At 54.2% G+C, this 15,112-nt stretch carries 17 protein-coding genes; 13 read left to right on the forward strand and 4 right to left on the reverse strand.

Annotated features, from left to right (window positions below; all coding sequences use genetic code 11):
• Positions 1-9 precede the first annotated feature (9 nt).
• Positions 10-954, reverse strand: a complete 945-nt coding sequence (gene hemC / locus ACTU44_RS03005) for a hydroxymethylbilane synthase (protein WP_462096627.1) — start codon at positions 952-954, stop codon at positions 10-12.
• A gap of 320 nt (positions 955-1,274) precedes the next feature.
• Here hemC and tsaD point away from each other — a divergent pair, with 320 nt between their 5' ends.
• The 5 genes from tsaD to ACTU44_RS03030 all read left to right on the forward strand — a co-directional run bounded on the left by tsaD (position 1,275) and on the right by ACTU44_RS03030 (position 4,541).
• On the forward strand, positions 1,275-2,333 hold the full coding sequence (gene tsaD, locus ACTU44_RS03010) for a tRNA (adenosine(37)-N6)-threonylcarbamoyltransferase complex transferase subunit TsaD (RefSeq protein ID WP_462096628.1): 1,059 nt from the start codon (positions 1,275-1,277) through the stop codon (positions 2,331-2,333).
• Between the two features lie 60 nt (positions 2,334-2,393).
• A complete protein-coding gene (locus tag ACTU44_RS03015; RefSeq protein ID WP_114096884.1) occupies positions 2,394-3,398 on the forward strand; it encodes an NAD(P)H-dependent glycerol-3-phosphate dehydrogenase in 1,005 nt (334 codons plus the stop codon).
• A gap of 115 nt (positions 3,399-3,513) precedes the next feature.
• Positions 3,514-3,792 (forward strand): YciI family protein, encoded by a 279-nt coding sequence (locus tag ACTU44_RS03020; protein WP_114096548.1) that lies wholly within the window; start codon positions 3,514-3,516, stop codon positions 3,790-3,792.
• A gap of 3 nt (positions 3,793-3,795) precedes the next feature.
• On the forward strand, positions 3,796-4,209 hold the full coding sequence (locus ACTU44_RS03025; protein ID WP_336079910.1) for an EVE domain-containing protein: 414 nt from the start codon (positions 3,796-3,798) through the stop codon (positions 4,207-4,209).
• Positions 4,206-4,541: a Rieske (2Fe-2S) protein gene (locus ACTU44_RS03030; RefSeq protein ID WP_462096629.1), complete on the forward strand. Its 336-nt coding sequence runs from the start codon at positions 4,206-4,208 to the stop codon at positions 4,539-4,541. Before ACTU44_RS03025 ends, ACTU44_RS03030 begins: the two co-directional genes overlap by 4 nt.
• Before the next feature lie 39 nt (positions 4,542-4,580).
• Here the strand turns inward: ACTU44_RS03030 and ACTU44_RS03035 are convergent, their stop codons facing one another.
• Positions 4,581-5,390, reverse strand: coding sequence for an alpha/beta fold hydrolase (locus ACTU44_RS03035; RefSeq protein WP_462096630.1), 810 nt, complete (start codon positions 5,388-5,390; stop codon positions 4,581-4,583).
• Positions 5,391-5,428: 38 nt separating this feature from the next.
• Here ACTU44_RS03035 and ACTU44_RS03040 point away from each other — a divergent pair, with 38 nt between their 5' ends.
• The 4 genes from ACTU44_RS03040 (at position 5,429) to ACTU44_RS03055 (ending at position 8,895) form a co-directional block, all read left to right on the forward strand.
• Entirely contained in the window at positions 5,429-6,661 is a 1,233-nt protein-coding gene (locus ACTU44_RS03040) for a glycosyltransferase family 4 protein (protein ID WP_462096631.1), read from the forward strand.
• 35 nt (positions 6,662-6,696) lie between these two features.
• Positions 6,697-7,689, forward strand: a complete 993-nt coding sequence (locus tag ACTU44_RS03045; RefSeq protein ID WP_404969459.1) for a glycosyltransferase family 9 protein — start codon at positions 6,697-6,699, stop codon at positions 7,687-7,689.
• Between the two features lie 231 nt (positions 7,690-7,920).
• On the forward strand, positions 7,921-8,436 hold the full coding sequence (infC, locus tag ACTU44_RS03050; protein WP_114096554.1) for a translation initiation factor IF-3: 516 nt from the start codon (positions 7,921-7,923) through the stop codon (positions 8,434-8,436).
• A gap of 54 nt (positions 8,437-8,490) precedes the next feature.
• Positions 8,491-8,895, forward strand: a complete 405-nt coding sequence (locus ACTU44_RS03055; RefSeq protein ID WP_114096555.1) for a response regulator — start codon at positions 8,491-8,493, stop codon at positions 8,893-8,895.
• 111 nt (positions 8,896-9,006) lie between these two features.
• Here ACTU44_RS03055 and ACTU44_RS03060 read toward each other — a convergent pair whose 3' ends face one another.
• A complete protein-coding gene (locus tag ACTU44_RS03060; RefSeq protein WP_336079914.1) occupies positions 9,007-9,966 on the reverse strand; it encodes an AEC family transporter in 960 nt (319 codons plus the stop codon).
• 253 nt (positions 9,967-10,219) lie between these two features.
• Between ACTU44_RS03060 and rpmI the strand changes: the two genes are divergently transcribed.
• The 4 genes from rpmI to pheT all read left to right on the forward strand — a co-directional run bounded on the left by rpmI (position 10,220) and on the right by pheT (position 14,389).
• The gene (rpmI, locus tag ACTU44_RS03065; protein WP_044829755.1) at positions 10,220-10,417 is read left to right on the forward strand and encodes a 50S ribosomal protein L35; all 198 of its coding nucleotides are present in this window, start codon (positions 10,220-10,222) and stop codon (positions 10,415-10,417) included.
• Positions 10,418-10,434: 17 nt separating this feature from the next.
• Positions 10,435-10,791 carry a 50S ribosomal protein L20 gene (rplT, locus tag ACTU44_RS03070; protein WP_114096557.1) on the forward strand — a complete coding sequence of 119 codons (357 nt, stop codon included), beginning with the start codon at positions 10,435-10,437 and terminating at the stop codon, positions 10,789-10,791.
• Between the two features lie 114 nt (positions 10,792-10,905).
• Positions 10,906-11,976, forward strand: coding sequence for a phenylalanine--tRNA ligase subunit alpha (gene pheS / locus ACTU44_RS03075; protein ID WP_462096632.1), 1,071 nt, complete (start codon positions 10,906-10,908; stop codon positions 11,974-11,976).
• Positions 11,977-11,980: 4 nt separating this feature from the next.
• Positions 11,981-14,389, forward strand: coding sequence for a phenylalanine--tRNA ligase subunit beta (pheT, locus tag ACTU44_RS03080; RefSeq protein WP_462096633.1), 2,409 nt, complete (start codon positions 11,981-11,983; stop codon positions 14,387-14,389).
• Between the two features lie 109 nt (positions 14,390-14,498).
• On the opposite strand, the gene ACTU44_RS03085 is transcribed toward pheT, so the two are convergent.
• On the reverse strand, positions 14,499-14,972 hold the full coding sequence (locus ACTU44_RS03085; RefSeq protein ID WP_462096634.1) for a hypothetical protein: 474 nt from the start codon (positions 14,970-14,972) through the stop codon (positions 14,499-14,501).
• Positions 14,973-15,112: the final 140 nt, after the last annotated feature.

Here is a 15,112-nt window from a genome sequence, read left to right on the forward strand (position 1 = left end):
TTGCCGGGGTCAGGCCGAAATAAAGTCTGGCCCACCACGCTGTTTCAGTTCTTCACCGGCATCAGTTCCGGCCGCGGCGGCACTGTCCATATCCGGCTTGGCGATCAGGCGTTCGGTATCAAGTCGTTCGCTACCATCGGGACGGACAATTGCAACGCGCAAACGCAGGCTGCCATCATCATTAAACTCTGCCAGTGCTGCAATAGGGGTGCGGCACGAACCATCAAGGGCCTTAAGGGCTGCACGTTCGGCAGCAACGCGGATGGCAGATTTTTCGCAATGTAATGCGTCAAGCCATTCTCTGGTTTGCGTATCGGTTTGGCGAATGGTGATGCCGATGGCGCCCTGTGCTACGGCGGGCAGCATATCGTCTTCGGCAATTGGTGCGGTGGCAATTTCGGGCTGTCCCAACCGGTTCAGGCCAGCCATTGCAAGCAGGGTGGCATCAACCTGTTCCTCGCCCAGTTTGCGCAAACGGGTCTGAACATTGCCACGGAATGTCACGACTTTCAGATCGGGATATTTATTGAGGATCATCGCCTGACGGCGCAGGGACGCCGATCCGATGACAGATCCGGCCGGCATTTCAGCAAAGCTTTTATATTTCAGCGAAATAAACGCATCGCGGACATCTTCACGTGGCAGAATGGTTGGCAGGATCATGCCATCAGGAAGAACTGTCGGAACGTCCTTCATGCTGTGCACGGCCAGATCAATTTCGCCGCCCATCAGGGCGTCATCGATTTCCTTGGTGAACAGGCCCTTGCCACCGATTTCAGACAAGGCCCGGTCAAGTATCTTGTCGCCGGTCGTGGTGATCACGGTAATGGCAATGGCCCCCTCGGCGGAAAGTTCCGGATGGGCCTTTGCGAGTTTGTCACGTACCTCGTGTGCCTGGGCGAGTGCCAAGGGAGAACCACGGGTACCGATGCGAAGTTTAGCTGTATCTGTCATGGCTGAAGTCTTAGTCTTAAAATCGTTTAAAAACAAGGGTTGGCGGTGGTTCAAACCCCGAAAATCACATATGTGATACGGTTGATCCTAGTGCATTTCCCGGCGGTTTCATTGACTTATGTCCAGTGCGGGCAAAGGATGCCAAAGGATGACTGTCGGGAACAATTGGTCAGGTCATGCGTGAAGCGCGATAACTGCATATGGCACTTGCGCCCGTCGGGGGTGGAAAGAACACAAAGTTTCCGCTACATCATCGCCAGACATATTATGGATTCCGATTGCCGAACCTGTCGGCAGACCTGCATAAGCGGATCAAACACATGATCGTACTTGGTATCGAAACAAGCTGTGATGAAACGGCCGCTGCTGTCGTCAATGACAAGCGCGAAATTCTGGCAAACCGTGTTTTGTCACAGCTTGACGATCATCGTCCCTATGGCGGGGTTGTGCCCGAAATTGCCGCACGCGCCCATCTTGAACATCTTGATCGTCTGGTTGCCGAGGCGATGGATGATGCCGGTGTCGAATTTGATGATCTTGATGCGGTGGCCTGTACCGGTGGTCCGGGCCTGATTGGCGGGGTGATGGTTGGCACCATGACCGCCAAGGCGATTGCCTTTGCCGCGCAGAAACCGTTCCTTGCGGTTAATCATCTTGAAGGTCATGCGCTTACGGTTCGTCTGACCGATGATGTGGCTTTCCCGTATCTGCTGCTTTTGGTTTCAGGCGGGCATTGTCAGGTTCTGATTGTCGAGGGTGTTGGCAAATACAAGCGCATCGGCACCACCATTGATGACGCGGTTGGCGAGGCATTTGATAAAACCGCCAAGATGATGGGATTGGGTTATCCCGGTGGACCGGCACTGGAAAAGATTGCTGCGAAAGGTGATCCGAACCGGTTTGGCTTGCCGCGTCCGTTACGTGGTCGTCCGGGATGTGATTTCTCGTTCTCGGGCCTGAAAACAGCAGTTCGAACCTATCTTGACGGTTTCCCGGTCGAACAACAGACCGAAGAAGTCAAAGCCGATCTTGCCGCATCCTTCCAGCGCGCAGTCGGCGATACCCTGATTGATCGGGCGCGCAATGCAGTGTTTGAATTCATGCGCGACTATCCGGCAGGCAAGACCATGGTTCTTGCGGGAGGGGTTGCTGCGAACAAATATCTGCGCACACGCCTGACCGAACTCACAGATCAGGCAGGGATGACGCTTGTTGCCCCACCGCTTGATCTTTGTACCGATAATGCCGCGATGATTGCCTGGGCCGGGTTGGAACGGTTCCGTCTGGGCGAGCGCGACGATCTTGATTTCAAACCACGTCCGCGCTGGCCGCTCGACCCCGAGGCACCCAAGCGTCCCGGTGCCGGGGTCAAGGCATAGGGACAATCGCGCAAGTCTGCGACCATCCAGAACGACTTCACTTTTGCCGGAACAATGATCATGAAAAAGCGCATTACAGTTGTTGGTGGCGGTGCCTGGGGAACAGCCCTTGCCGTACAGGCAGTGCGGGCTGGCGAAGATGTCGAACTGATTTTGCGTAATCCTGATCTTGCCGACCGGATCAACAAAAACGGCGAGAATGATCTTTATTTGCCCGGTGTCCAGTTGCCCGGTGCATTGCGGGCAACCACAAACTATGACGGCATTCGGGACTCCGATGCGGTACTTCTGGTAACCCCGGCGCAGCATTTGCGCGAAACCCTGACACGCTTTGCCGCCCATTGGCCAGACGAGCTTCCGGCGGTGATTTGCTGCAAGGGAATTGAAAAGGAAACCGGTGCGCTGATGGCGCAGGTGGTCAATGAGACGCTTGGCAATGTGCCGGTTGCTGTTTTGTCGGGCCCGACATTTGCCCAGGAAGTTGCAGTCGGGTTACCAGCGGCCATTACACTTGCCTGTGAGGATCGTGTTTTGGGCAAACGTCTGGTCGATCTGATTGGTACGCCGGAATTCCGTCCCTATTTCAGTACCGATGTGGCCGGTGTTGAAGTGGCAGGCGCGATCAAGAACGTTCTTGCGATTGCAAGTGGCGTTGTGGCGGGCCTGAAGCTTGGCGATAATGCGCGTGCGGCCCTGATTACCCGCGGGATTGCCGAAATGTCACGTCTGGCTGTCGCCATGGGTGGTCGGGTTGAAACCATGATGGGCTTGGCCGGCCTTGGTGACCTGACCCTGACCTGTACGGGGACACTTTCGCGCAATTACACTTTTGGTGTCGCACTTGGCGAAGGTCGTAAGGCGCAGGATATTCTCTCGGAACGCCGATCTGTGACCGAAGGTGTTCATACCGCAGCCTCGATTACTGCAGTGGCCGCCAAATATGGTGTGGAGATGCCGATTTGTGCGGCTGTTGATCAGGTGGCAAACCATGATGCGGATCTGCGCAGCACGATTAATGCCCTCTTGCAGCGTCCGTTCCGTGACGAGCTTGAAAGTAACGGCTGATTTCTGTCAGCCCCTTGTTCATAAGCAGGTTATTGCCGATTGGTTCGGCTTGAGAATGTCGTGTTGTTCTGTCACTTTATGGTCATTGATCCCATAAAGAAGCAGGAAACAGTCCATGCATTTCTATATCCGTTGTGTTGATAAGCCCGGTCATCTTGATGTTCGCAAAGCCAATCGCGAAGACCATCTGGCCTATATCAAAGGCGGTTTTGCCGAACGTATCGTGGCGGCTGGTCCGACCCTTGATCCTGATATGGAAGGCATGAACGGTTCGGTCTTTATCATCGAGTTTGATAAAATCGAGGATGCTCGCGAATTTGCCGCCAATGATCCCTATGCCAAGGCGGGTCTGTTTGAATCCGTAGTCATCCGCCCGTTCAAGAAGGTGTTCTGATCCATGGCATACTGGCTGGTCAAAACCGAACCGGGAAGCTGGTCGTGGGACGACCAGGTCAGGAAAGATGTCGAAGGCTGGGATGGAGTTCGCAATCATCAGGCTGCCAAGAACTTGCGCACCATGAAGATCGGAGACAAGGCGTTCTTTTATCATTCGGTAAATGAAAAACGCATTGTCGGCATTGTTGAAGTGGTGCGCGAATTCTATCCCGATCCAGGCGATGCCACCGGCAAATTTGTTCAGGTCGATTTCAAGACGGTCGAGCCGCTGAAGACGCCGGTCAGCCTTGCCGATATCAAGGCTGATCCGCGTTTTGCCGAATTGTCATTGCTTAAACAATCGCGTCTCTCTGTGATGCCGATTGATGATGCATCATGGGCTGCGATTTGTGAAATGGGCGGGGTTGCACCGTGACCAGTCTTGCGGAAACCGGCACGGTTTTATGTGCGTTGCGTGATCTTGATGCCACCGGTGCCAAGGGCATCAATCTTGGCGGAACCGGCATTTTTGTGGTTCGAAGCGGGAGTGATATTTTCGGCTATGTGAACAGTTGCCCGCATATCGGTGTACCGCTTGATATGGAGCCTGATGAATTCATCAGCGATTTCGGTGAGGAAATCATCTGTTCCACCCACGGTGCGCGGTTCCGGATCGAAGACGGGGAATGTGTGTCTGGTCCTTGCACGGGGGATGCACTTGAACCGGTCGCGGTGGAAATCAGGGACGAGAACGTTGTTCTCGCCTGATCTGGTTGCCAAACACTTTCAATCTGAGAGGACAGCAGGCTAGCCTGCTGTCTTTGCAATTATTTCATCAAGATGCTTGGTGATGACGTCAAGCTGGTCGGGTTCAGACAGGCGGTGATCTCCTGACTTGATCAGATCGACCCGAATGTCATCTGTTGCCAGTGCCTCTGTCAGGCGAATGGCTGTCTGCCAGGGGACATCAGGATCCTGCATTCCCTGTACCAAGCGTACCGGGCAGGCAAGATCAATCGGTTTGCGCAGTAACAGCTGCTCGCGCCCGTCTTCGATCAGGGCGCGGGTGATGGTATAGGGATCGTCGCCATATTCGGTTGGCTCGATCAATGCCCCTTTTTCCATGATCACTTTTTTCTGATCGTCGCTAAATTGCGCCCACATCAGGTCTTCGGAGAAATCAGGTGCGGCTGCGATGCCAACAAGTCCTGCTATTCGTTCTTTGCGGGCAAGGGCTGCCAAAAGCATGATCCATCCACCCATGGATGAACCGACAAGGATTTGTGGTCCGGATGTGATTTCGTCAAGAACGGCAATGGCATCACTGGCCCATTTACCAATTGTTCCATCGGCAAATTTACCCGACGATTGTCCGTGACCGGAATAGTCAAAGCGGGTATAAGCCACCCCCTGCCGAATGCAGTGCGCTTCAAGATGGGTTGCCTTGGTGCCGGTCATGTCCGACATGAAGCCACCAAGGAACATAACCCCGGGAGTATCAGGCGCCTGTACGTCAGATGGCTTGCCCGGTACGTGATGGTATGCGATTTTCAAACCGTCAGTCCGGTTAAGATATTCGGGCTTTTTACGCTGTGGCGTCGGCATGTCATGGGTCATCCGGGGCGGAATCCTTGGGTGTTGATGGTTGGAGTTGCATGAGCGCGTCAGAAGTAATGACAGAAACAGTCTATCGAACCGAGCCCCAAGCGCAAGACGGGGACTATCGTCCTGCCGTGATCTTGCAGGTGCTGCCCGAACTTGATGCCGGTGGTGTGGAACGCGGAACTGTCGATATTGCACGTGCCATTGTTGATGGCGGTGGCAAGGCACTTGTGGCGTCCCAGGGCGGCCGTCTGGAACGCGAGCTGGCGCGTTTTGGTGCTAAACACATCACTCTGCCGTTAAAATCCAAGAATATTCTGGTCATGCGCCGTAATATCGATGCGCTGGTCAAGCTGATCCGCGAAGAAGGCGTTGATATTATTCACGCCCGGTCACGTGCTCCGGCCTGGAGCGCCTATTTCGCTGCGCTCAAGACGGGTATTCCGTTTGTGACAACCTTCCATGGTACCTATTCAGGACACAACAACCCGTTCAAGCGTCGCTACAACGCAATCATGACCATGGGTGATCAGGTGATTGCGATTTCCAAGCATATCGCCAATCACATCAACAAATATTACAAGGTTGACCCGGAGCGCCTTAACATCGTTCCACGCGGTACGAATATCGATCTTTTCAATCCGGAAAATGTCAGCCAGGAACGGTTGATAGCCCTTTCGACCCAATGGCGTCTGGACGGTGAAGAATATGTGATCATGCTGCCCGGTCGAATTACGCGCTGGAAAGGGCACAGCTTCCTTATTCAGGCATTACCGGCCGTTCTTGAAGAACTGGGACACCGCAAGGTGCGTTGTCTGATTGTCGGATCGGATCAGGGGCGTACGGCGTATCGAGAAGAACTGTTGCAGCTTACCCGCAAACTTGGTCTCGAGGATGTTGTCCATATCGTCGATCACTGTGCTGATATGCCTGCAGCTTATATGCTGGCCGATGTGGTGGCTTGTCCGTCAATTGAGCCGGAAGCATTCGGGCGCATTCCATCCGAAGCACAGGCAATGGGACGACCGGTGGTTTCAACCGCACATGGTGGTGCGATGGAAACGGTGCTGCCCGGTGAAACCGGCTGGCTGGTGAGCCCGAATGAAGTTGATCAGCTGTCGCGTGCCCTTATTCAGGTTCTTAGCCTGACTCCGGAAAAACGGGCGATCCTTGCGACCAAGGGCCGCAATCACGTGATCGAGGAATTCTCGCTCGAACAAATGGCAGAAAGAACCTTGCGTGTTTATGCCAAGGCGCTCAAGCGCGTTATCAGGAACGCGGTATGACCGACCAGAAAATCGAAAGCGAACAGGAAACTCCGATGTCGGTCATCGAAGATGAAAGCTCTCTCCAAGCTGCAGACCTGCCCCGCCAGCGTATCCTTGTGATCAAACTGTCCGCGCTTGGCGACGTTGTTCTGGCGATGGGACCGTTTGCGGCAATTCGTGCCGCCCATCCGGATGCGCATATTACCGTTCTGACCACGCGTCCCTATGTCGATCTGATGAAGGCGAGTGGTTATTTTGATTCGATTGCGATTGATCGTCGTCCGAAGTTGAGCCAGCCGCGCGAAGTTCTTGCGCTGCGGCGGTTTCTGCGGAATGGCAAGTTTGACCGGGTGTATGATCTTCAAACGTCAGATCGCAGCGGCTTTTATTACAAACTGTTCTGGCCGGGCCCGAAGCCGGAATGGTCGGGTATTGCCCGGGGATGTTCGCATCCCCATGCCAATCCGCATCGTGATTCCATGCATTCAATTGACCGCATGGCGGAGCAACTTCTGGATGCAGGTATCAAGGATGTGCCTGCTCCTTACCTTGAAGGACCGGATATTGATCTGGAACGGTTCGGCATTCGAAGCCCGTTTGTTTTGATTTGTCCGGGCGGTGCACCACATCGTCCGGCAAAACGCTGGCCTGCCGAACGTTTTGGTCTTCTGGCCAAGAAACTTGCCGATTATCGTCTGACGCCGGTTCTGATTGGAACCGATAAGGAAGCCGAGGTGCTCAACAAGATTGATCAGATGTGCCCAAAGGCCCGCAATCTGATGGGGCGTACCGGTTTTCTAGAGATTGCATCACTTGCAGCGCGGTCGGTTCTGGCAATCGGGAATGATACCGGGCCGATGCATATCGCAGCCGCCGCAGCTGCACCTTCGATCGTGCTGTTTTCGAACGAATCCGATCCGAAACTCAGCGCGCCACGCGGGATCGGAAAAGACGCGGTAAGCGTTATTCGCGAGAGCGATCTGCGGCAGTTGACCGTAAATCGGGTGATGGATGAAGTCCGGCGCCGCCTTGATCTGACCGATTAGGAAATCGGTGCGGGTGGCGTTATCGGTGCTCCTGAATGAAAGGCCCGGAAAATGGCGCTTTGCGACCAGTGTAATTGCCTAAAAACATTGCTTTCTGAACGCATGCGGATATGCTAGGTCAGGTTGGAACGAAAACACTGTTTGATCAAGCAGTGTCTTTCGTCGTTTCTGTTTCTGACCGATTTGTTTGATTACCATAGGAGATTATCCATAGCACGACCACGCAAACCGATGCAGCCGACCAAGGAAGGTCCGCGCGTCAATGAGGATATCAAAGCCCGTTCCATCTGTGTTGTCGACGCCGAAGGCAATATGTCGGAGCCGATGACTGTGCGTGAAGGCATTGAAATGGCAGCGGAAGTCGGACTCGACCTGGTCGAAGTTGCGCCCAATGCCGAACCGCCTGTGTGCAAGCTGATCGACTACGGCAAGTTCAAATACGAACAAAGCAAGAAGCAGAACGAGGCCAAAAAGAAACAGAAGGTTATCGAGGTCAAGGAGATCAAGCTCCGTCCGAACATCGATACCCATGACTACAATGTCAAACTGCGTGCTGCGCAGAAGTTTCTTGGCGGTGGAGATAAGGTGAAAGTTACGTTGCGCTTCCGCGGACGTGAAATGGCTCACCAGGATCTCGGTCTTGGCATGTTGCAGCGTTTTTCGGGGGATCTTGAAGACCTCGCAAAACCGGAAATGATGCCAAAGATGGAAGGCCGTATTATGATTATGGTGCTGGCGCCGCGTTAAGACGCGGCGTTTTGCCGTTCTGCCCCAAAAGGTCCAAGCCAAAGAGGGAATGCCATGCCAGCAGGAAATGATCTTCTGATCGTTGGTGTCGACGATGACCCGAAAAGTCTGGTCTTGCTGAAACGAATCGTCGAGAGCGGCGGGTTCACGTTTCAGGGTGTTTCCTCTGGCAAGGATCTTCTCAAACTTTTGAAGACCAAACGTCCGCGCATCATTTTGATGGATATCATGATGCCTGACATGAACGGGTTTGAAACCGCACTTAATGTGCGGACCCATTTCCCCGATCTGGCCTGTGCGATCATTTATGTCACCGCCCGTCAGGGCGAAGAAGACTTGCGTGGCGGTGTTGCCGCAGGTGGCAATGACTTCGTTCTCAAGCCGATTAACCGTGAAAAACTGATGAGCCGAATCGAGAAATGGATCGGCCGCGCACATACCATCAAAACGGCTGTTTAGCCGTTTTTCACGGCCAAGCGACAATTTCCGATGCGATCAGCAAAATAAAATTGCGCCGAGACCAAGCGGAGCGGGTCGTGACAGTTTTGAGCGTCGCGCCTTTTCTGTGGTTCAGGGGGCAACGCTGTCAAGCAATGCAATAATCGGATCGATATACAGCGAGAAGATCGAAAAGGTGATGACACCAAGGGCTGTCGTTACCAGCACAATCGATGAACTGCGTACGATGTACCGGTCATAAGTCGTCGCAACGACAAAGACATTGCCCGCTGTTGGCAGGGCCGCAAGCAGGAAAACAGCTTTGGCTTCAAGGCCAGTCACGGTCCCGACCAGATAGAATCCGATAAAAACAATCAGCGGATGGATCACCAGTTTAGCAATCGACATTGCGGCAAGCTCTGCCCGTTTTTCGGCAATCGGGCGACCGACAAGGGCAACGCCAATGGCAAAGAGTGCCGCCGGTCCCGCACTTCGACCAAGCAATTCAAGCAGATAGTCGACGCCCTCGGGCCAGCTAAGGTCAAGCAAACTGGCAATCACGCCTGCAATAATGGCCAGGACGACCGGATTGGTCAGTGTTCCCCGAATGATTTTGCCAAGGGAGTTTCTGCCCTGCGCATGTTTTGCACCCTCAAGTAAAAGAAGCGAAAGTGACAGCATCACAATCAAGTCAAAGGCAAGGGCCACAATCAGGGGCACGGTGGCCTCGGGGCCCAGCAAACCGATAATCAGCGGCAAGCCCATAAAGCCGACATTGGACATGGTTCCGGCAAAGGAAAACAGTGTCTGACTGGTTGGGTCGAGATCAAAGAATTTGGCTGCAACCAGTCGGGTCAGGCCATAAACAACCAGTGTTGCCCCGCCATAGGCCAAAAGGATGTCAGGTTGCCAGATTTCAGCCGGTGTACGGGTGGCAAGGGCGCGGAACAACAGGGCGGGCAGGGCAAAATAAAAGACGAACCCGTTGATGCCACGCATGCCTTCAGGCGTGACGATCCTGAATTTCCCGCCAAGCCAGCCAAGGCCGATCAGGGCAAAGAATGGCAGAATGATAGACGTAATTTGTGACATGTGATCAGTCAGATAGCTGAAACCGGGATGCAGGCGGACAGGCAAATGTGCCAGACAAAGGCACAATGGCGGGTCTGGGCCGCAAAATGCAAGGGGAAAGGGGCGAATTGGCCCTTGAAAAAGGCTATCCCGGAGTCTATAACCACCCGTCCCCAAAACAGGTGGTGAGGCTGGAAGAACTGTAATGGTCCTTCAGGGCATGCCCAGCCGCCGAAGGGGATTTCGTTTTCATTGCTTATGCAAGGATAGAAAAATGCCCAAGATGAAGACTAAATCGAGTGCGAAAAAACGCTTTCGCCTGACTGCAAGCGGGAAGGTCCGTCACAACGTGGCAAACAAGCGCCACCTTCTGACTGCGAAACCGACCAAGATGAAGCGCCAGGCTCGTGGCACGGAGATCCTCTGTGACGCAGATGCCCGCATCGTCAAAAAATTCCTGCCGTACGGTTAAGGTTGAAGGAGAGTTAAATGGCTCGTGTAAAAGGGGGCGTGACTTCTCACGCTCGTCACCGCAAGGTTATTAAGGCTGCCAAGGGTTACCGCGGTCGCCGCAACAATACTTTCCGCACCGCCGTTCAGGCTGTGGAAAAAGGTCTGCAGTATGCATACCGCGATCGTCGCGTTAAGAAACGCCAGTTCCGCTCGCTCTGGATCCAGCGTATCAACGCTGGCGCACGTGAGAACGGTCTGAGCTATTCGCAGTTCATGAATGGCCTCAAAAAGGCTGGCGTTGAACTGGACCGCAAGGTGCTTGCTGACATCGCAGTACGTGAGCCGGAAGCTTTCAAAGCTCTGGTTTCCCAGGCGCAGGCTGCACTCGGCTAATAAACCTTTGTTAAAAGGTTTAATCGGCACTTGCCTGATTTGATCGGGGGCGGCCATATTGGCCGTCCCCTTTCTTTTTGTAATTTTTAAACCCAAGCCAAAGCGTCGGAAGTTATGGAAAACATCGAAGCATTGCGCGAAGAGGTTCTGTCGGAAGTCGAAAAGGCAGTTGATCTTGCTGCCCTTGAAGAAGTCCGCATCAGCGCCCTTGGCAAGAAAGGCCGTATTACCGGCCTTATGAAAAACCTTGGCAAGATGGACCCGGATCAGCGTCGTGAATTTGGTCAGACGCTGAACCTTGTCAAAGACCAGGTAGCAGGCGCAATCGACACCCGCAAAACCGCCCTCGAAGATGCGACCCTTGAAGCGCGCCTTTCGGGCGAACGGATCGACGTCACCCTGTCATCGCGCCCGGATGAAACGGCGGGCCGTATTCATCCGATCAGCCAGACGATTGATGAGATTGTCTCGATCTTTGGCGAGATGGGCTTTGCACTGGCCGAAGGGCCGGATGTTGAAGACGACTTCCATAACTTTACTGCGCTTAACATTCCGCCGGAACATCCGGCGCGTGAAATGCAGGACACCTTCTATCTGCCCGAACAGGAAGATGGCTCGCGCCTTGTGCTGCGTACCCATACCTCACCGGTGCAGATCAGAACCATGCAGAGCAAAACCCCGCCGATCCGCATCATCGCGCCGGGTCGCACCTATCGTTCCGATAGCGATATGACACATACCCCGATGTTCCATCAGGTTGAAGGTCTGGTGATCGACAAGAAAACCCATATGGGTCATCTGAAGGGCTGCCTGCTTGAGTTCGTCAAAACCTATTTCGAACTTGATGATGTGCCGGTGCGCTATCGCCCGAGCTTCTTCCCGTTCACCGAGCCGAGTGCCGAAATGGATATCGGCTGTTCGCGCAAGGGCGGCGAGCTGAAAATTGGTGAAGGCGATGACTGGCTCGAAATTCTCGGTTGCGGCATGGTTCATCCGCGCGTCTTGGCGGCTTGTGGTCTGGACCCCAATGAATATCAGGGCTTTGCCTTTGGTATGGGAATCGAACGTATCGCCATGCTGAAATACGGCATTCCTGATCTTCGCACCTTCTTCGATACTGATCTGCGCTGGCTGAAACATTATGGTTTCGTGCCGCTGGATGTACCGAACATGGTAAGGGGCTGAGATTATGAAATTCACACTTGATTGGCTGAAACAGCACCTTGATACCGATGCTTCGATCGAGGTGGTTGCCGAAAAACTGACCGATATCGGTCTTGAAATCGAAAATGTCACGGACCGTGCAGCAGCTCTTGCTGACATTCGTGTCGCCTATATCGAAGAAGCAGGTCAGCACCCGGATGCCGACCGCCTGAAACTGTGCCGGGTCAATACCGGTGACAAGATCATCCAGGTCGTCTGTGGTGCGCCGAATGCGCGCACGGGTCTTAAGGTTGCTTTGGCACAGCCGGGCGCGATCATTCCGATTGATGGTTCCAAGCTGAAGCCGGGCAAGATCCGTGGCATCGAAAGCCAGGGTATGATGTGCTCCACCCGCGAGCTTTGCCTGGGTGAAGACCATGACGGCATCATCGAACTGCCCGAAGATGCAGAAATCGGTGCGCCGGTTGCAGGCGTTCTCGGTGCTGATGATCCGATCATTGAAATCGGCCTGACCCCGAACCGTCCCGATTGCACCGGTGTGCGCGGTATTGCCCGCGATCTGGCGGCAGCAGGCATCGGTACGCTTAAGGCCGATCCGCGTCAGGAAGTGGTTGCCGGTTCGTTTGACAGCCCGATTGGCGTCACCATTTCCGGCGAGATCGCTGAAAACAATGCAGTTCCGGCATTCTATGGTCGCTATATTCGTGGCGTGAAAAATGGCGAAAGCCCGGATTGGCTCAAAGCCTGTCTTGAGGCCATCGGCCTGCGTCCGATTTCGGCGCTGGTTGATATCACCAATCTTGTGACCCACGATCTTGGCCGCCCGCTGCACGTTTTTGATGCCGACAAACTGTCGGGCGACATCAATGTCCGTTACGCGACCAACGGTGAAAAGCTTGCTGCCCTTGATAACAAGGAATACGAGCTTTCCGATTCCATGGTTGTCATTGCCGATCAGGCAAAGGCACTTGGCATCGGTGGTATCATTGGTGGTGAAGAAACCGGTTGCCTTGAAGAAACGGTCAATGTCTTTGTCGAATGCGCACTGTTTGATCCGATCAGCATCGCCAAAACCGGTCGCAAGCTTCAGGTCAATTCCGATGCGCGCTATCGTTTCGAGCGTGGCGTTGATCCGCAGTCGGTCGCATGGGGCATGGAAGTTGCCACCCATCTGATCACCGAGATCTGTGGGGGTGAAGTCTCCCACGTCGTCAAGGCAGGCGACGTTCCCAATCCGCGCAATGCCTTTGATTTGCGGATCGACCGCATTCTTGAGCTGGGCGGTGTTGCTGTTGAGGCCGACCGCGCGATTGAAATCCTCACCGCTCTTGGCTTTGAGGTCAGTGGTTCGGCACCGGTCATTACCGCTGTTGCCCCGACCTGGCGTCCGGACATCATCGGTGAAGCCGATCTGGTCGAGGAAGTTCTGCGTATCGTCGGTTATGACAAAATCCCGACTGTTCCGCTTGAACGTGAAACCAGTCTTCCGGTCCCGGCTCTGTCACCGATGCAGAAACGTGTTGGTCTGACCCGTCGCATTCTGGCGTCGCGTGGTCTTTATGAAACCGTGACCTGGTCCTTCACCGATTCACGCTGGGCAAAACTGTTTGGCGAACTCAAGGAAGGCCTGTTCCTTGCCAACCCGATCAGTTCCGATCTGGATGTCATGCGTCCGAACGCCCTGATCAACATGATCGCAGCAGCCGGCCGCAATCAGGCTCGCGGTTTTGCCGATCTTTCACTGTTTGAGGTTGGTCCGGAATTCTTTGGTGACCAGCCGGGTGATCAGCGTCTGGTGGCGGCGGGTCTTCGTGCAGGTTCGACCACCCAGCGCAGCTGGACCGGTTCGCGTCGTGACGTTGACGTCTTTGACGTCAAGGCCGATGTCGAAGCACTGGTTGATGCACTTGGGACCAATGCCGCAAACCTTCAGGTCAACACCGAAGGTGCACCGGCCTGGTATCATCCGGGTCGTTCGGCGGCCCTGCAGCTGGGTCCGAAAAACGTTCTTGGCTATTTCGGTGAACTGCACCCCAAAGTGCTCAAGGCGCTGGGTGTCAAAGGCCGTGTCGTGGCGTTCGAACTGTTTGTTGAAAACATTCCGATGCCAAAGAAAAAAGGCACTGCCCGTCCATCCCTGAACGCATCAAGCTTCCAGTCGGTCGAGCGTGACTTTGCCTTCCTGCTTGATAGCGACGTCAAGGCCGAGGCGATCATCAAGGCTGCGCGTGGTGCAGACCGTAACCTGATCACCGAGGTTACAATCTTTGACCTTTATGCAGGCAAAGGTATCGAAGATGGCAAGAAATCACTCGCTTTCTCGATCACCTTGCAGCCGACCAAGGCAACCCTGACCGACGAAGAAATTGAAGCGGTCAGCAAAAAGGTTGTTGATGCGGTTGAAAAGGCAACAGGTGGATCGTTGCGCGCCTAGGCGTCTTCCATCCTTGATCACAAAGCGGGCTGCCCTTATCCAGAGGCAGCCCGCTTTTGTTTGGGATGAGTTATGGGTTGGTCATACATCTGGCCCGACCGGGTCAAATTTACCGACCGGGGCGTTTTCGCAAGATGGCATATTCATCTTCATCAAGATCAAGTGCGATCAGGTCCGGGCCATTGGTAAAGATGTGCCATTCCATATCGGTGTCATCGCATTCGATGGCCAGCTGATCCATCATGGTGTTCCACACGCACCTTTCGCGATCATCATTGGCTTCAAGGCGGCCTTCGCCATTGTCATAAAGATGCATGACCAGAAGCTGTTCGTCTTCGTCAATCGAATAGACGGCATATGTTTCGTTTGCAAAACGGTAATTGATTTCTGCGCCATCAAGGCGTCTCCAACCGCGTGGCAAGGGCTCACCCGGTTCGTGATTGGCAAAGAAGTAGGCCAGCTTTTGCATGTGGCTGTCATTCATGGTCCGCATGTCAGAACCACACGCGCCCAGCGTGAGCACGCCCAGCATGGAGACAAGAACGGATATTCGCGACCGTGATAGGGCGGGTATTGTGAACATGCATTACTCCTTTGGCCACCACAGGGCAGCTTTTACCCGGCTGCTCCGATACCAGCTTATCCAAGCAATATGCTTGCCACTCAGGACTGGCAAAAGGTGCACGGATCCTTTGCCTGCGAGATGTGATCGGTCGGGTGTTA

The organism is Thalassospira sp. SM2505, assembly GCF_054901115.1.

Excerpts from the sequence above, each read along its gene's own strand:
- hemC (WP_462096627.1), bottom strand. The coding sequence starts at position 954 with ATGACAGATACAGCTAAACTTCGCATCGGTACCCGTGGTTCTCCCTTG.
- tsaD (WP_462096628.1), top strand. The coding sequence starts at position 1,275 with ATGATCGTACTTGGTATCGAAACAAGCTGTGATGAAACGGCCGCTGCT.
- ACTU44_RS03015 (WP_114096884.1), top strand. The coding sequence starts at position 2,394 with ATGAAAAAGCGCATTACAGTTGTTGGTGGCGGTGCCTGGGGAACAGCC.
- ACTU44_RS03020 (WP_114096548.1), top strand. The coding sequence starts at position 3,514 with ATGCATTTCTATATCCGTTGTGTTGATAAGCCCGGTCATCTTGATGTT.
- ACTU44_RS03025 (WP_336079910.1), top strand. The coding sequence starts at position 3,796 with ATGGCATACTGGCTGGTCAAAACCGAACCGGGAAGCTGGTCGTGGGAC.
- ACTU44_RS03035 (WP_462096630.1), bottom strand. The coding sequence starts at position 5,390 with ATGACCCATGACATGCCGACGCCACAGCGTAAAAAGCCCGAATATCTT.
- ACTU44_RS03040 (WP_462096631.1), top strand. The coding sequence starts at position 5,429 with ATGAGCGCGTCAGAAGTAATGACAGAAACAGTCTATCGAACCGAGCCC.
- ACTU44_RS03045 (WP_404969459.1), top strand. The coding sequence starts at position 6,697 with ATGTCGGTCATCGAAGATGAAAGCTCTCTCCAAGCTGCAGACCTGCCC.
- infC (WP_114096554.1), top strand. The coding sequence starts at position 7,921 with ATGCAGCCGACCAAGGAAGGTCCGCGCGTCAATGAGGATATCAAAGCC.
- ACTU44_RS03055 (WP_114096555.1), top strand. The coding sequence starts at position 8,491 with ATGCCAGCAGGAAATGATCTTCTGATCGTTGGTGTCGACGATGACCCG.
- ACTU44_RS03060 (WP_336079914.1), bottom strand. The coding sequence starts at position 9,966 with ATGTCACAAATTACGTCTATCATTCTGCCATTCTTTGCCCTGATCGGC.
- rpmI (WP_044829755.1), top strand. The coding sequence starts at position 10,220 with ATGCCCAAGATGAAGACTAAATCGAGTGCGAAAAAACGCTTTCGCCTG.
- rplT (WP_114096557.1), top strand. The coding sequence starts at position 10,435 with ATGGCTCGTGTAAAAGGGGGCGTGACTTCTCACGCTCGTCACCGCAAG.
- pheS (WP_462096632.1), top strand. The coding sequence starts at position 10,906 with ATGGAAAACATCGAAGCATTGCGCGAAGAGGTTCTGTCGGAAGTCGAA.
- pheT (WP_462096633.1), top strand. The coding sequence starts at position 11,981 with ATGAAATTCACACTTGATTGGCTGAAACAGCACCTTGATACCGATGCT.
- ACTU44_RS03085 (WP_462096634.1), bottom strand. The coding sequence starts at position 14,972 with ATGTTCACAATACCCGCCCTATCACGGTCGCGAATATCCGTTCTTGTC.